Origin of the sequence: Leclercia tamurae (assembly GCF_025566055.1) — a bacterium.
Lineage (GTDB): Bacteria > Pseudomonadota > Gammaproteobacteria > Enterobacterales > Enterobacteriaceae > Enterobacter > Enterobacter tamurae.
Genome location: NZ_JAMHKS010000072.1, coordinates 1 through 14,502, shown reverse-complemented (window position 1 = coordinate 14,502; position 14,502 = coordinate 1). Strand labels below are relative to the sequence as shown.

Annotated in this window: 16 protein-coding genes; 7 read left to right on the top strand and 9 right to left on the bottom strand. The window is 58.2% G+C overall.

The features are described from left to right. The first annotated feature begins 8 nt into the window (after window positions 1-8). The 6 genes from M8318_RS10330 (at window position 9) to M8318_RS10305 (ending at window position 3,163) form a co-directional block, all read left to right on the top strand. Window positions 9-254, top strand: a complete 246-nt coding sequence (locus M8318_RS10330) for a YmjA family protein (protein ID WP_262662407.1) — start codon at window positions 9-11, stop codon at window positions 252-254. A gap of 97 nt (window positions 255-351) precedes the next feature. Beyond that, window positions 352-834 carry a cold-shock protein gene (locus M8318_RS10325; protein ID WP_262662406.1) on the top strand — a complete coding sequence of 161 codons (483 nt, stop codon included), beginning with the start codon at window positions 352-354 and terminating at the stop codon, window positions 832-834. A 228-nt stretch (window positions 835-1,062) separates the two neighbouring features. Beyond that, on the top strand, window positions 1,063-1,776 hold the full coding sequence (locus M8318_RS10320; protein WP_262662405.1) for a GNAT family N-acetyltransferase: 714 nt from the start codon (window positions 1,063-1,065) through the stop codon (window positions 1,774-1,776). A 241-nt stretch (window positions 1,777-2,017) separates the two neighbouring features. Beyond that, window positions 2,018-2,170: a type I toxin-antitoxin system Hok family toxin gene (locus tag M8318_RS10315; protein ID WP_262662403.1), complete on the top strand. Its 153-nt coding sequence runs from the start codon at window positions 2,018-2,020 to the stop codon at window positions 2,168-2,170. Between the two features lie 343 nt (window positions 2,171-2,513). Continuing rightward, complete coding sequence (locus M8318_RS10310) at window positions 2,514-2,666, top strand: type I toxin-antitoxin system Hok family toxin (RefSeq protein ID WP_262662401.1); 153 nt, start codon at window positions 2,514-2,516, stop codon at window positions 2,664-2,666. A gap of 344 nt (window positions 2,667-3,010) precedes the next feature. Beyond that, window positions 3,011-3,163, top strand: coding sequence for a type I toxin-antitoxin system Hok family toxin (locus M8318_RS10305; RefSeq protein ID WP_262662399.1), 153 nt, complete (start codon window positions 3,011-3,013; stop codon window positions 3,161-3,163). Between the two features lie 96 nt (window positions 3,164-3,259). Here the strand turns inward: M8318_RS10305 and M8318_RS10300 are convergent, their stop codons facing one another. The 4 genes from M8318_RS10300 to M8318_RS10285 are packed head-to-tail and all read right to left on the bottom strand — an operon-like array spanning window position 3,260 to window position 7,999. Beyond that, a complete protein-coding gene (locus M8318_RS10300; protein WP_262662397.1) occupies window positions 3,260-4,759 on the bottom strand; it encodes an FGGY family carbohydrate kinase in 1,500 nt (499 codons plus the stop codon). 15 nt (window positions 4,760-4,774) lie between these two features. Next, the gene (locus tag M8318_RS10295) at window positions 4,775-6,193 is read right to left on the bottom strand and encodes an L-fucose/L-arabinose isomerase family protein (RefSeq protein WP_262662395.1); all 1,419 of its coding nucleotides are present in this window, start codon (window positions 6,191-6,193) and stop codon (window positions 4,775-4,777) included. A gap of 32 nt (window positions 6,194-6,225) precedes the next feature. Continuing rightward, a complete protein-coding gene (locus M8318_RS10290) occupies window positions 6,226-7,176 on the bottom strand; it encodes a transketolase family protein (RefSeq protein ID WP_262662394.1) in 951 nt (316 codons plus the stop codon). Next, on the bottom strand, window positions 7,169-7,999 hold the full coding sequence (locus M8318_RS10285; RefSeq protein ID WP_262662392.1) for a transketolase: 831 nt from the start codon (window positions 7,997-7,999) through the stop codon (window positions 7,169-7,171). Before M8318_RS10285 ends, M8318_RS10290 begins: the two co-directional genes overlap by 8 nt. Window positions 8,000-8,294: 295 nt before the next feature. Here M8318_RS10285 and M8318_RS10280 point away from each other — a divergent pair, with 295 nt between their 5' ends. Further along, window positions 8,295-9,248 carry a sugar-binding transcriptional regulator gene (locus M8318_RS10280; protein WP_262662390.1) on the top strand — a complete coding sequence of 318 codons (954 nt, stop codon included), beginning with the start codon at window positions 8,295-8,297 and terminating at the stop codon, window positions 9,246-9,248. Between the two features lie 97 nt (window positions 9,249-9,345). Here the strand turns inward: M8318_RS10280 and M8318_RS10275 are convergent, their stop codons facing one another. From M8318_RS10275 to entD, 5 genes are all read right to left on the bottom strand, one after another. Next, entirely contained in the window at window positions 9,346-10,434 is a 1,089-nt protein-coding gene (locus M8318_RS10275; RefSeq protein WP_262662388.1) for an ABC transporter permease, read from the bottom strand. 1 nt (window position 10,435) lies between these two features. After that, window positions 10,436-11,962 carry a sugar ABC transporter ATP-binding protein gene (locus tag M8318_RS10270; RefSeq protein ID WP_262662387.1) on the bottom strand — a complete coding sequence of 509 codons (1,527 nt, stop codon included), beginning with the start codon at window positions 11,960-11,962 and terminating at the stop codon, window positions 10,436-10,438. Further along, window positions 11,962-12,570, bottom strand: a complete 609-nt coding sequence (locus M8318_RS10265; RefSeq protein WP_262662385.1) for a DUF2291 family protein — start codon at window positions 12,568-12,570, stop codon at window positions 11,962-11,964. The genes M8318_RS10270 and M8318_RS10265 overlap by 1 nt, the downstream gene beginning before the upstream one ends. An 11-nt stretch (window positions 12,571-12,581) precedes the next feature. Next, complete coding sequence (locus M8318_RS10260) at window positions 12,582-13,523, bottom strand: D-ribose ABC transporter substrate-binding protein (RefSeq protein ID WP_106992274.1); 942 nt, start codon at window positions 13,521-13,523, stop codon at window positions 12,582-12,584. 135 nt (window positions 13,524-13,658) lie between these two features. Next, on the bottom strand, window positions 13,659-14,303 hold the full coding sequence (entD, locus tag M8318_RS10255; RefSeq protein ID WP_262662384.1) for an enterobactin synthase subunit EntD: 645 nt from the start codon (window positions 14,301-14,303) through the stop codon (window positions 13,659-13,661). Window positions 14,304-14,502: the final 199 nt, after the last annotated feature.

The window sequence follows — 14,502 nt, the reverse complement described above, 5'->3', positions numbered from 1 at the left end:
GATCCCTTATGAGCAACGACGTACCGATTAAATATTATGACATCGTGGATGAGTACACGACGGAAGCCGCAACGCCGGTGAGTGAAGCAGAGCGTGATCCCCTGGCGCTCTATTTTCAACTGCTGATCACCCGCCTGATGAATAACGAAGAGATCAGCGAAGAGTCGCAGACTGAGATGGCGGTGGAAGCCGGTATTAATGCCCAGCGTATCGATGATATTGCCAATTTCCTCAATCAGTGGGGCAATGAGTAGTTCCTTGTATTAAAGGCGTGGTCTGTGCAGACATTGTGCTTTACACTGCGCGCGGCAAAAGTTGAGTTGATAAACGATTAATTAGGCGGTAACGGTAATGGCGATGAACGGAACAATCACAACCTGGTTTGAAGACAAGGGTTTTGGATTTATCAAAGATGAAAACGGCGATAACCGTTATTTTCATGTGATCAAGGTCGCCAACCCTGAGCTGATTAAGAAAGATGCCGCGGTGACGTTCGAACCCACCACCAATAACAAAGGGTTGTCTGCCTTTGCGGTAAAAGTGGTCCCGGAAAGCAAATACATCTTCATTGATGGCGAGCGTCATAAGATCACCTCCATCAAGTCTTACCTGGTGTACAGCGAAGAAGAGTCTGGCGACACCAAACTTGATAAAGAGGTGTTGTCGGTGAAGAGCCTGATGGGCAATATCGCCCCAAAACCAGCTGCGAAGGCAAGTGAGATGCGCACAGTGAAAAAACTGGCGATCACCACTTTCCAGGGCAAAACGTTCATTTTCTCCGAAGATGAAATCGATATCGATGCCACGGTGAAACAGCTTAAGAACCTGATGTAATCTGCAGTGCCGGGTGGCGGCTACGCCTTACCCGGCCTACAAAACCATTGTAGGCCCGTGCAAGCGCAGCGCCGCCGGGCAATACCACTGTTTCATCCGATACTCACCTCTGAGCATGACCCCCCGATCAAACACCTGCTGTAGTTTCAGCTGATTCAGCAGTACTTTTATGCCATCAATCCTGTATTGTGAAATAACAATCTATTAACAAACAAAAAGGGGTAGAGCGTGCCGGAAATCAATATCTGGGGGCAGACCGTTAACGATCCTGTTCCCGACTGGCAAGGGGCCAGCGTATTAGAGCGTGGAGTGCTGGAAGGACGTTTTTGCCGCCTTGAACCGCTGGATGCGGTAGAGCATGCGGTGGATCTGTTCGAGGCGTACGCGCTGGGCGACGATAGCGACTGGACCTGGCTTGCCAGCCATCAGCCTGCCAGCGTTGAGGAGACTGTCGACTGGCTGCAGGGCAAAGTCCAGGATGAGGGCCTGGTGCCCTTTGCGGTGATCGATCGCCACAGCGAGCGTGCCGTCGGGCTGGTCTGTTATATGGCGATTGAACAGCAACTGGGCTCGGTGGAGATAGGTCATGTCACCTGGTCGCGGAAAATGAAAAACAGCCCGCTCGGCACCGAGGCTGTCTGGCTGCTGTTGCAGTATGGCTTCGAACGCGGCTATCGCCGTCTGGAGTGGAAGTGCGATTCGATGAATATCGCCTCGCGCCGGGCCGCCGATCGCCTGGGCTTTACCTGGGAAGGGCGGCTGCGGCAGAAACTGGTGCGTAAAGGCCGTAACCGCGACAGCGATATGCTGTCGATTATCGACAGCGAATGGCCGGAACGGGATGCAGCCATTCGCGGCTGGCTGGCCGCGGATAATTTTGATGCTGAAGGACGGCAAATCAGGCGGCTTGAGACATTTCTTGTTCGCCCGGAATCGGTCTGATTTTTCAGCGACCTGAACATATTCTGAAAATGTCATTTTACTGGTTAAATATCCAGTTTAAAGGCGATTTTTTCGACGGTACGGGAGTAATATTGCGGCGGGTGCCTGATGCTTTCTGAGCTCAGGCAGGTGTGGTGAGTCAGAAAGCAAAAGCCCCGGAGATGTTTCCATCAACCGGGGCTACCAACACCAAACCTCAACAATTTGGATGGTAGCCTCTTCTTAGCAAGGAGGCAATGACATGCTTAACAAGTACGCCTTTGCGGCGATCCTGGTCCTGGGTTTAACGGTGCTGGGAGTCACGTTTCTGGTTCATGAGCAGGTATGCGAAGTGAGCTTCAAGGAGCGCGATATGGAAGTGAAAGCTGTTCTCGCTTACGAAACGAAGAAGTAGCGGTACGCGGGGAGCAATCCCCGCTTATCCAGTTGTCGGTCTGGTGCAGGCACCCGTTTTTTTGCCCCGTCTGGTGATGAGCCAGGCGGGGCATTTTTATTCTTCAGCCGAAGATCTAAACGTATTCTGAAAACACCATTTTACTGGTTAAACATCCAGTTTGGAGGCGATCTTTTCGGCGAGTCGAGCGTAATATTGCGGCGGGTGCCTGATGCTTTCTGAGCTCAGGCAGGTGTGGTGAGGCAGAAAGCAAAAGCCCCGGAGATGTTTCCATCAACCGGGGCTACCAAACCAAACCTGAACAATTTGGATGGTAGCCTCTTCTTGGCAAGGAGGCAATGACATGCTTAACAAGTACGCCTTTGCGGCGATCCTGGTCCTGAGTTTAACGGTGCTGGGAGTCACGTTTCTGGTTCACGAGCAGTTATGCGAACTGAGCTTTAAGGAGCGCGATATGGAAGTGAAAGCTGTTGTCGCTTACGAAACGAAGAAGTAGCGGTATGCGGGGAGTAATCCCCGCTTATCCGGTTGTCGGTCTGGTACAGGCACCCGTTTTTTTGCCCCGTCTGGTGATGAACCAGGCGGGGCATTTTTATTTTTCAACCTAAGATCTAAACGTATTCTGAAAACGCTATTTTACTGGTTAAATATCCAGCTTAAAGGCGGTTTTTTCGACGGTACGGGAGTAATATTGCGGCGGGTGCCTGATGCTTTCTGAGCTCAGGCAGGTGTGGTGAGGCAGAAAGCAAAAGCCCCGGAGATGTTTCCATCAACCGGGGCTACCATCACCAAACCTAGACAATTTGGATGGTAGCCTCTTCTTAGCAAGGAGGCAATGACATGCTTAACAAGTACGCCTTTGCGGCGATCCTGGTCCCGGGTTTAACGGTGCTGGGAGTCACGTTTCTGGTTCATGAGCAGTTATGCGAAGTGAGCTTTAAGGAGCGCGATATGGAAGTGAAAGCTGTTCTCGCTTACGAAACGAAGAAGTAGCGGTACGCGGGGAGCAATCCCCGCTTATCCGGTTGTGGGTCTGGTGCAGGCACCCGTTTTTTTGCCCCGTCTGGTGATGAGCCGGACGGGGCATTTTTACGTCCTGACCCGCGCAACCGTCTCCTGCCAGGCCTGCCAGCGGGTCTGCAACCGGGCGTGACGCGCCATATCCGGGCTAAAAGTGACATGTTCCGGCAGATACTGGCGCAGCTGCGTAGTGGTCAGATTGAACAGCGCCTTACGCGCCAGCAGGGCGGCACCCATCGCGGAAAGTTCGGCGACGTCGCTGCGCATTACCGGGCAGCCGAGGAGGTCCGCCTGATACTGCATCAGCCAGTCGTTTTTCGTCGGCCCGCCGTCGACCATCAACGCGTTCAGGGTAAAGCCTGGATGGACGCGCATCGCCTGCACCACGTCGGCAATCTGATAGGCGATCGACTCCAGCGCGGCGCGGATCAGGTGCGCCCGCTTCACCCCCCGGCTCAGGCCGTGGATCATGCCGCGTGCGTTTTCATCCCACCAGGGCGCGCCGAGGCCGGTCAGGGCCGGCACAAAATAGACCCCGAGGGTCGAATCCACCGAGCGGGGCAGGGTGTTCAGCTCATGGGCCAGCTCCACCTGCGACAGCTCGCTTAACCCGGTGCTGTCCGCCATCCACGCCACAGCGTCACCGGTGTGGGGAATATTGCCCTCCAGCCCGTAGATCAGGGCGTCGCCGTCATGCCACGCCACGGTAGTCGCCAGGGCGCTGACGTCGCAGCGGGCGGAGGATACCGGGGCCATCACCGACGAACCGGTGCCGTAGGTCGCTTTTACGCAGCCTTCGGCACCCAGACCGTGGGCAAACAGCGCGGCGTGGGAGTCGCCGATCATCGCCATCACCGGCAGTCCGACCGGGATCGACGGGCAGCCGCGGGTGTAACCAAACAGCCCGCTGGAGGGTTTAATCTCAGGCAGCGCCGCGCGCGGGATGCCAAACAGCGCCAGCATCACCGGGTCCCAGTCGGCGGTGTGCAGGTTCATCAGCTGGGTACGGGCGGCATTGGCGTAGTCGCAGCGGAAGGCCTGGCCCTGGGTCAGGTTCCACAGCAGCCAGCTGTCGACGGTGCCGAGGCAGATCTCGCCCCGGGCGGCACGCTGCACACCGTCAGGGATGTTATCCAGCAGCCAGCGCATTTTGGAGGCCGAGAAAAGCGGCGCGATGGGCAGGCCCGTTGCCGCCTTGATGTTCGGTCCATGGCCGTTTTCCCGCAGCTGATGGCAAAAGGCCGCGGTGCGGGAGCACTGCCAGCTGAGCGCCGGGGCGATGGGTTTGCCGGTTGCCCGATCCCAGCCCACTACGGTTTCACGCTGGTTGCTGATCGCCAGCGCGGCAACACGTTCTGCCCCGACGGTGGAAATGGCGCGGGCGACTACCTCAAGCGAGGCTTCAACCAACAGTTCAGCCGATTGCTCCACCCAGCCTTCGTGCGGGGTCTGGATCGCCAGCGCCCGGGAGAAGCTCGCCACCACGTGCCCGTTGGCGTCCAGCGCCACCGCTTTGGCATTGGTGGTGCCCTCGTCGAGGGCAATAATGATGTCCTTGTTCACCGACATAGCGGCCTCCGGGCCTTAACGATGGAGATACGTTGAGACGCCGAGGTAGCGGGTAAACGCCTCGTGCAGGATCTCCGCGCTGGCGGAGTGGTTCATCGCCACGTGGTGCTCAAAGCCGTTGCGGCAGATCCAGTTCAGCAGGTTCTCCAGATGCGGGACCTGGATCACCGCCCGGCAGCCCACCGTATCCAGCGGATCGTCCACCGACTGGCCCTGGCCGACGTACGCTTTAATCTCCCCGGTCAGATCGTCGGTGCTCAGGCGGAAGTAGGTCAACGGGCCGCTTTTCAGCCGACCGTGGACCGCGCCGCAGGTGTTCTCTTTCCCGACGGTGGTGCCGATGATATCGGCTGTGCCCATGTGCGGGGACTCAAGGCTGGAGGCGGCAAAGTTACCGCAGTGGAACAGAACGCATTTGTCGCGATCGTCGCCAAAATTGTTATTCCAGTCGGCAATCGAGGCGGGATTCATATTGCTGCTCGCCAGGGCGAACATCGACAGCGCTCCCATCACGTCCACCTCGCAGGCGCTCGGCATCAGTTGCCCGGACATCACGCTCATGATCGAGCAGACGTTAATCCCGAGGTTCTCCTGCAGGGAGGTCCAGCACTGAATGGCGGTGGTGTCGATGTCGTTGGCGACCACCCACTCGCTGATTACCACGAACAGCTTCGCCATGGTGACCAGTTTTTCCGGCGGAATACGGCTGGCGTCGGCGTTGTCGATCAGGATCCGGCGTTTTTCATCCACCCGGATATCGTCATCGCGCAGGGTTTTGATCCGGGTAAAGACTTCGGACAGGTCGAGGGTTTCCACCGCGATGCCGAGACGTTCCAGCAGTTTCTCGCTGTAGCGCACGGTGTTAAAGCCTGCCGGACGGGCACCGATCGCCCCGACGCGCACCCCGCGCATACTGCTCACCACGCGGCACACCTGCTCAAAGCGCCGCAGATCCCGCTCAAACGCCTCGCCGGTCAGGGCGCAGACGTGCTGGGTAGTGAGGGTGAACGGAATGCCGTACTGACGCAGGTTGTTGCACAGGGAGATCTTGCCGCAGAAGCTGTCCCGGCGGGTTGCCAGCCCCATTTTGTCGAGGTTGTCCTCCTCAGCCTGGACCAGCACCGGCACGTTCAGGCCGGAGAGACGCAGGGTTTCCGCAATCGCTTTTTCATCGCCGAAGTTGGGCAACAGCACCACCACGCCATGAATGCGATCGCGATGGGCGCGAAACAGTTCGGCGCACACTTTGGCATCCTGACGGGTTTCGACCCCGCCGAGTTCGGTCTGGCTGGGATCGAGCATAATGGTGTTGATACCCAGACGGCCAAACAGGGCAATCGCCTGCTCGCGCGCTTCTGCCACCAGATAGCTCGGGAAAAATCCGCGGTTGCCGATGATCACGCCCATCGTCAGTTGTTGAGGAATTCGGGACATTGCATTTCTCCAGTAAGATGTTGTTGTTATTTTCAGGAAGCCAGTCGCGCGATCATTTCCCGGGCGTGTTTCACCACGCCGGCGACATCAATCTCATGGCGTGCCCGCGTTGACGCTCTGTCGGCGGCAATCGCGTATTGTCCATCCAGGATCCCCAGCCGTTTTAGCGGGATGGCGCAGCCGGCTTCGGCCAGCACTTCCGCCACCAGGCTACCGACGCCGCCGTTGACGTTATGCTCCTCGACGCTTACCACCGCCTTGCAGGGGGCTATCGCCGCCAGCAGCTGTTGGGTATCACAGGGACGAATAGATGGAACGTTGATAACAGTGGCGTCAATACCTTCTTCCGCGAGTTGTGCGGCGGCTTCCACTATTTCATGTACGGTAGAACCCATGGCCACCAGCGCCACATCCTGGCCCGTCCGCAGAACGTCAATCGTGCCCGGCGCAAACCGGTAGGTTTCATCATGCAGTTCCGGCAGGTTTTTCCCGTCGAGACGGATGTAGACCGGGCCCACGTGATCGAGGGCGTAGTCGATGATCTGGCGGCATTCGTTCGGGCTCGACGGGGCGTAAATCTCAATGTTGCCGAAGCCGCGCATAATGGCGATATCATCGATGCTGTGGTGGGTGCTGGCGAGCGGGCCGTAGCTGGCGCCGGCGTTCAGGCCAAACAGCTTGACGTTAGTGTTGTTGTAGCAGATGTCGACTTTGATCTGCTCGTTAGCGCGTGAAATCAAAAACGGCGCGGCGTTGCAGGTGACGGCAATCTTGCCGCCAATCGCCAGCCCGGCGGCAGCACCTACCAGCGTCTGCTCGGCGATGCCGACGTTGACCAGTCGACCCGGAAAGCGCTGCATAAAGGGGGCGATTTTCGCCGTGGAGGTGGAATCTGCCACCACCGGGACCAGATCCACGCCGCGATCGACGGCATCAATAAAGGCATTTACCATCACCGTGGCAAGGTGTTCGCTATTACTCATCTTTCAGTTCCTCCAGCGCCAGTTCAATTTCTTCCCCTTTCGGCACCCGGTGGTGCCATTCAGGCCGTCCCTGGATAAACGAGATCCCCGCGCCTTTGGTGGTATGGGCGATCACCACATGCGGCTTGCCGTTGGGCTTCAGGCCTTCGAGGGTGGCGACCACATCCGCCATGTCGTTGCCGTTGCAGCCGGTCACTTCCAGGCCGAACGCTTTCCATTTCGCATCCAGCGGGTCGGTATTGAGGATCTCTTTGGTGGAACCCGCCAGTTGGAGGTTGTTTTTGTCGTTGATAATAAACAGGTTATCCAGCTGGTAATGGGCGGCCACCAGCGCGGCTTCCCAGTTACTGCCTTCCGCCAGTTCGCCATCCCCGGTCACCACAAACACCCGGCGTTTGCTGTTGCTGCGTTTCGCCGCCAGGGCGATCCCCACCGCCACCGGCAGACCATGGCCCAGCGCGCCGGTATTCAGCTCAATGCCTGGCGTTTTGTGTTTCACCGGATGGCCCGGCAGATGAGAGTCGGCATGCTGATAGGTGGAGAGCCACTCGACGGGGATAAACCCGGCTTCGGCCAGCACGCAGTAATAGCCGCCCACCGCGTGGCCTTTCGACTGGATGTAGATATCGCGTTCATCACTCTCCTTTAGCTGCGGAGAGCAGTTCAGAATGCGGAAATAGAGGGCGGTGAGCAGTTCGACCTGCGAAAGATCGGCCCCGGTATGGCCGCCCGCCGGGCTTTCGGCATTCAGCACGATGATCCGGCGACGAATCGAGCGCGCCCGGGTTTCGAGCTCCGCGATGGAGAGCGAAAACGGATTCATAACATACCTCCTGAATTTATAATCTGTTGTGAATAATTATTCCAGCCGGGTACGTTTTTTCCCTGTTCTCGTTGTCAGAGCAGGGAGTTATGACCGCTTTGAATATATATTCAATGCTGATTTATTATTCATGATAGTAAGATATGCCCGGCTCAGGCGTTTGTCTACGGTTTGCGCACGCAAATTTCGAAGAAAAGAGAAAAGGATCACATTTGCCCGACGGATCGCGGCGGCGTTGGCTTGTTAAATATTCAGTGATGAATAAAAATAACGACAGCCGATTAAGGGGAACGTTATGTCGAAGCAGGATGAACAGCGACTGCTGGTCAAGATCGCCACACTTTACTACAGCGAGAATAAAAAGCAGTCTGAGATTGCCTCGCTGCTGCATCTCTCGCAGTCCTTTGTCTCGCGGGCGCTGACCCGCTGCCAGAAAGAGGGGCTGGTAAAGATCACCGTCGTCCAACCGACCAACATTTTTGTCTCGCTGGAAAAGGCGCTGGAAGATCAGTACGGCATCCGCCAGGCCATCGTGGTGGACGTAGGCGAAGACCCGAGCAACGCCCAGATCAAACACGCCATCGGCAGCGCGGCGGCGCACTATGTCGAAACCCGTCTGCGTCCGGAAGACCTGGTGGGGATCTCCTCCTGGAGCAGCACCATCCGCTGCATGGTGGATGAGATGCACCCGCAGAATATCCGCGCCGCCGGAGTGATCCAGCTGTTAGGCGGCGTCGGCCCGAACGGCAACGTGCAGGCCACCATTCTCACCCAGCAGCTGGCGGCGCATCTCGGCTGTCCGGCAGGGCTGTTGCCGTCCCAGAGTATTGAACACTCGGTGGAAGAGCGCGCCCGGCTGGTGAGCAGCCCGGACGTGGCGGCGGTGGTGGGCAAGTTTGCCGAAGTGGACGTGGCGATTGTCGGCATCGGCGAGCTGGAGCCGTCGCAGCTGTTGAAAAATTCCGGCAACTATTACACTGAAGAGATGCTCAAGCTGCTGGCCGAACGCGGGGCAGTAGGGGACATCTGCCTGCATTACTACGATGCGAAAGGCGAGCCGGTGCTCAGCCCGGAAGAGGACCCGGTGATTGGCATGGAGCTGGCGCAGATCCGCGCCTGCCCGCAGGTAATTGCCCTGGCCGGTGGCGCAGAAAAACGCAATGCCATTCACGGGGCGCTGGTCGGGAAGTATATCGATGTGCTGATCACCGATTACCCGACGGCGCGGAGTTTATTGAAAGTATCGTAGGAGAATGCCCGGCGGCGCTGCGCTTGCACGGGCCTACAGGGTTTTGTAGGCCGGGTAAGGCGAAGCCGCCACCCGGCACAAAGACCGCACAATCGCGTTACTTTCCTTCCATCACCGCTTTCTGCGCCACCACGGCTGCTTTTTGCTGCATCCGGTTTTGCATCTGGTCGATGATCACCGCCACGATAATCACGATCCCTTTGATCACCATCTGCCAGAACTCGCTGACCCCCATCATCACCAGGCCGTCGGCGAGGAAGCCGATCACGAAGGCGCCAATCAGGGTGCCGAGAATGGTGCCGCGCCCGCCTGCCAGCGAGGTGCCGCCCAGCACCACCGCCGCAATGGCGTTCATCTCAAAGGCAGTCCCGTTGGCCGGGTGACTGGCCAGCAATTGGGCCGATACCACAATCCCGGCGATGGCGGCGCAGAAACCGGACAGGGTATAGACCAGCACTTTCACCTGCTTGACGCGCACCCCGGAGAGTTCCGCCGCGCGTTCGTTATCGCCGATGGCGTAGACGTGGCGGCCAAACGGCAGGCGGCGGGCAATGTAGGCAATCACCAGCGCCAGGACGATCATCATCCAGATGGCCCACGGAATGCCGAGCAGCGTTCCCGCGCCAATCTCATCAAACCCGGTATTCCCCAGTTGCGGGTTGCCGGAGAGACCCGGGAAGGTCTGGCCGTCGGAGGTGAGCATCGACGCCCCGCGCAGGACGTACATAGTGCCGAGGGTGCAGATAAAGGGGGCGACGTTATAGCGGGTGATGATCCAGCCATTCATCGCGCCTATTAGCGCGCCAATCAGTAGCACCACGGGCACAATCACCCACACGCTCGGGAAGATGGCGATGCCAAACATCGGCAGCACGATCCCTTTGGTGATCATCCACCCGGCGATCATCCCGCACAGCCCCAGCGTGGCTCCAATCGACAGGTCGATCCCGGCGGTGATGATCACGAAGGTGATCCCCAGCGCCAGAAAGGCGTTGATGGCGATATGCTTAATCATGATCACCAGGCTGCCGGCGGAGAGGAAGCCCGGCACGGTCATGGTGAAAAAGCCGACAATCAAAAACAGCGCAATAAAGGTGCGCATCTTCAACAGCAGCAGAAGCAGTTTTTCCCGGGAAGGCGCGGCCCCTTTTTGCGGCGTCAGCGCGACAGACTGTGTTGTTTTCATCTTAGAACCCCTGAGCACTTGCGGTTACCAGTGCCGATTCGTCGGCCCGATCGCGAACAATATCGGCGGTCAGTTTGCCGCCGGACATCACCAGAATGCGGTCCGATACCGCCATAATCTCTTTCAAATCCGAGGTGGAGAAAACCACCGCGATGCCCTGCTGCGACAGCTCCACCATCATGCGGAACACGTCCGCTTTGGCACCCACGTCAATGCCTCGCGTCGGTTCATCGAGAAACAGCACCTTCGGATTGGTCAGCAGCGAGCGGCCAATCACCACTTTTTGCTGATTACCGCCGCTCAGGGCCTGGATCTCGACCTCCGGGGTAGAAACCTTGATCGACAGATTGCCGATGGTGCTGGCCACCACCGCCTGCTCCGCTTTCTGCGCAATGGTGAAACCACGCTGCAGGCGGCGCCACAGGCTGGCGATGGTCAGGTTACTGGCGACCGACGAGCCCGGAAATATCCCGGTGCGTTTGCGGTCTTCCGGCACCAGGCTCATCCCCATGCGGATGCGATCGGCGGTGGTTAAGCGCTGCGGCACCGGTTTGCTGTCCAGCCACAGCTTGCCCAGATAGTTGCGTTCGGTGCCGAGCATGCACTCGAACAGTTCGGTGCGCCCGGCCCCCATCAGGCCGTAAATCCCGACAATCTCCCCGGCGTTCACCTGGAAGCTGACGTCGTTGACCACCGTATTCCCGGCGGCATTGACGCAGGTGATATGTTCCGCCTCCAGCACCGGCGCGCCGAAGGTGCGGCCCGGTTCGAGGAAGTTGCTTACCGGATCGCTACCGAGCATCTCGCGCACGATCCAGGGCACGTCGATCTCCTGCACCTTCGCTTCGGCCTGGAATTTGCCGTCGCGCAGGATGGTGATCACATCGCCTATCGCCATCAACTCTTCCAGCCGGTGGGAGATATAGATGATGGTGACCCCCTGGCGGGTCAGCTCGCGGATCACCCGAAACAGGATCTCCACCTCGGTTTTACTCAGCGCCGAGGTGGGCTCGTCGAGGATCAGGATGTCGGCGTCCTCGGCCAGCGCTTTGGCGATCTCAATCAGCTGCTGCTGCCCGACCTTCAGGTTGCCGACCAGTTCACGCGGGGAGATGGGCTGATCGAGGCGTTTCAGCAGCGCCGCGGTGCGGGACTCCTGCTCCGCCTCGTTGATCGGCGTCACCCCTTTTTGCAGCTCGCGGCCGAGGAAGACGTTCTCCGCCACGTTGAGGTTTTCAAACAGGTTCAGCTCCTGATGCACCATGCCGATGCCGTGGGCGGCGGCGTCCCGGGTGTTAGCGAAAGCCACCTGCTTACCGTTGAGCCACATCTCGCCGAGGCTGGGCTGCTGCACCCCGGCAAGGATCTTCATCAGCGTCGATTTCCCGGCGCCGTTCTCACCGATAATGACGTTCACTTTGCCGCGCCAGACGCGGTAATCGACCTTATCCAGCGCCACGGTACCGGGGAACAGCATCGAGATGCCGTGGGTGCTGAGGATAATCTCCTCTGCCGGGCTATCGCTCATCACGGCGTCTCCTGTTTCAGTTCCAGCGCTGCCGCCTCATTCGCTTTGCCGCCCGTCAGGGTGGTGGCGAACAGGACCGTGGCATTTTTGCCGCTCCAGCTCTCATCCACTTTCGGCAGATGCTTCACCGCCTCGCGGTTTAACGCCCGGGAAAGCTGGGCGTACTGCACCTGATTGGTAAATTCATCGAAGCGGAACCCGGCGGCATCGCGCAGGGCATTGCCGCGCATCACCGGCCCGGTCTGGATCTGAAGCGGCTGGCCGTTCACCGTCATCACCAGTTTCTGCTCGTTGGCGCTGCTGGCCTCCACGCGCTCCACTTTGCCGCTGAGGCGCACAAAGACGCTCTGCGGTTTGTCAGAGGGGGTCTTCAGCTGGGTGGAGAGAGCGCTGGCGTCCAGGGCATGATTTTTGGCGGCGTCGAGGATCCGCGGCTGCCAGGTTTGTTGCGCGATCTGCTGTGGGGTCTGGTTGTCAAAGCTCGCTTTGGCGTTGGGATCGGCAGGCATGATTGGCTTGCCGTTCTCATCCAGATCCACCACCGTGCAGGCCGTCAGCAACAGGGCGGCTGCGCCTGTCAGCGCGGCGCCCCATTGTGTTAACCGCATACTGCCTCCGCTTATTTGCTGAGATTGAACACATTCAGCTTGCTGGCGTTGGTCTCATCAATCAGCACGCAATCCATCAGCTGTTTCTCGTCTTTCTGCGCTTTGCCGTTTTTGAGGTAGTAATCTGCCTGCTCAACCGCCATCTGCGCCTGCTCCCAGCCCGGCTGCAGAACCGTGGCTTTGATGTTGCCGTTTTTGAGGATCGAGTCGCGGGTGTAGTCGCTGCCGTCAAAGCCGACCACAATGACGTTGGTTTTTCCGGCGGCTTTCAGCGCCGCTTCGGCACCCAGCGCCATGGTGTCGTTGCCGGAGATCACGCCCACGATATCCGGGTTGGTCTGCAGGATGGCTTCCATACGGGTGAAGGCTTCGGTCTGGCTCCAGTTAGCGGTCTGCTGCGCCACCATCTTCATGTCCGGGTAGTCATCCAGCACGTCGTGATAGCCCTGGGAGCGGACGTGGGCGTTGGTGTCCGACGGACGGCCCAGCAGCTCAACGTATTTGCCTTTGCCGTCCAGCAGTTTGGCGAACTTCTCTGCACCAAGCTGGGCCCCCTGATAGTTGTTCGACACAATCTGCGCCACCGCAATGCCGGTTTTGTTGATTTCACGGTCGATCAGGAAGGCCGGGACGCCTGCCGCTTTGGCCTTCTCCAGCGGACCGACGGTGGCATCCGCCCCCGCGTTATCCAGAATGATCGCTTTCGCTTTACGGGCGATGGCGGTCTCAATCAGCTGGTTTTGTTTGTTCACGTCGTCGTCGTGCGAGGCCACAAGGGTGGTGTAACCCAGCTCTTTCGCTTTCGCCGCCGCGCCGTCGGCTTCTGCCTTGAAGAACGGGTTGTCGTGTGAGGGAGTAATGATCGCAATGAGTCCGTTATCGGCGGCAAACAGGGAACCGGAAGCGGCGATCATTGAGGCCAGTAAAGCGGATTTTACAAAGGTCGTGTTCATTCTTTTTCTCCACATTGAATATTTATTCAATAATGATTTATTATTCAATGTAACGATAAGTCTGCCTGATAAAACTGTCTACGGTTTAGGCAGCTAATTTGTTTAAAAGGAGAAAAGGATCACGATCCTGAGCAATTAAGCAGCACAGATCAGGGTCACTACCGTCGCATCGTGTTGACACCAGTGCGCGGTAAATAGCTGATTTTGCGCAAAGGGCGGGAGAGGGCGGGTGAGGGTTAAGGTCAGGGTGTGAGCCGCAAGCGCCGTCACGCGCGCGCTGTCGAAGCCCATCCACGCCTGTACCTGGGGGAAGAGGGCTTTGAACAGGCTCTCTTTGGCGCTGAAGGTGAGGGTAAAGGCCTGGTCGAAGGGGAGATGACTCGCGACCAGGAGCTGAGCTTCCTGCGCATCAATCACGCCGTTCTGAATTTCATGGGCTTCACGTTCGTCGATGATCGCTTCACAATCGATACCCACTATTCCCTTTTCGGCACATATTGCTATGGCTTGAGTACCGCTGTGAGAAATACTGCCGCTCACCCCCGCAGGCCACAGCGGTTCACCGCTGCTGCCAATGCCAGGAACAGCCTGCCGGTTCAGAGCATGAAACGCGGCGATCCGTCCGGCCAGGTGATCGGCTTTGCGCTTGCGTCCGGCTTCGGACAGTTGCTGATGATGCGGGAGCCACAACAGATCGGCGTCGGTAAAACTCGTGGGATCGAAGTTAATACAATGAATGGTGCGCCCGGCCAGAAGAAACGTAGAGTAAGTGGTGTACATCTGTTTCTCACCGCTAAAAATGGAACGCCATGGTAGCACACGCGTTCCGACTGTTCCCTCTCCCCTTTGGGGTGTACGGTCCGGGGACATGGTAGACAGATGTTCGGGGACATGGTGAACACTTTTTAACATCCTTTACCCATGGTGATCGACTTTTTCTTCAGGTCGATCACCCCCACTTTCGTGCTGTACCACCAGA

What these genes read in the sequence shown, in the direction of transcription:
- M8318_RS10330 (WP_262662407.1), top strand. Translation starts at nt 9, where the DNA reads ATGAGCAACGACGTACCGATTAAATATTATGACATCGTGGATGAGTAC.
- M8318_RS10325 (WP_262662406.1), top strand. Translation starts at nt 352, where the DNA reads ATGGCGATGAACGGAACAATCACAACCTGGTTTGAAGACAAGGGTTTT.
- M8318_RS10315 (WP_262662403.1), top strand. Translation starts at nt 2,018, where the DNA reads ATGCTTAACAAGTACGCCTTTGCGGCGATCCTGGTCCTGGGTTTAACG.
- M8318_RS10310 (WP_262662401.1), top strand. Translation starts at nt 2,514, where the DNA reads ATGCTTAACAAGTACGCCTTTGCGGCGATCCTGGTCCTGAGTTTAACG.
- M8318_RS10305 (WP_262662399.1), top strand. Translation starts at nt 3,011, where the DNA reads ATGCTTAACAAGTACGCCTTTGCGGCGATCCTGGTCCCGGGTTTAACG.
- M8318_RS10300 (WP_262662397.1), bottom strand. Translation starts at nt 4,759, where the DNA reads ATGTCGGTGAACAAGGACATCATTATTGCCCTCGACGAGGGCACCACC.
- M8318_RS10295 (WP_262662395.1), bottom strand. Translation starts at nt 6,193, where the DNA reads ATGTCCCGAATTCCTCAACAACTGACGATGGGCGTGATCATCGGCAAC.
- M8318_RS10290 (WP_262662394.1), bottom strand. Translation starts at nt 7,176, where the DNA reads ATGAGTAATAGCGAACACCTTGCCACGGTGATGGTAAATGCCTTTATT.
- M8318_RS10285 (WP_262662392.1), bottom strand. Translation starts at nt 7,999, where the DNA reads ATGAATCCGTTTTCGCTCTCCATCGCGGAGCTCGAAACCCGGGCGCGC.
- M8318_RS10280 (WP_262662390.1), top strand. Translation starts at nt 8,295, where the DNA reads ATGTCGAAGCAGGATGAACAGCGACTGCTGGTCAAGATCGCCACACTT.
- M8318_RS10275 (WP_262662388.1), bottom strand. Translation starts at nt 10,434, where the DNA reads ATGAAAACAACACAGTCTGTCGCGCTGACGCCGCAAAAAGGGGCCGCG.
- M8318_RS10270 (WP_262662387.1), bottom strand. Translation starts at nt 11,962, where the DNA reads ATGAGCGATAGCCCGGCAGAGGAGATTATCCTCAGCACCCACGGCATC.
- M8318_RS10265 (WP_262662385.1), bottom strand. Translation starts at nt 12,570, where the DNA reads ATGCGGTTAACACAATGGGGCGCCGCGCTGACAGGCGCAGCCGCCCTG.
- M8318_RS10260 (WP_106992274.1), bottom strand. Translation starts at nt 13,523, where the DNA reads ATGAACACGACCTTTGTAAAATCCGCTTTACTGGCCTCAATGATCGCC.
- entD (WP_262662384.1), bottom strand. Translation starts at nt 14,303, where the DNA reads ATGTACACCACTTACTCTACGTTTCTTCTGGCCGGGCGCACCATTCAT.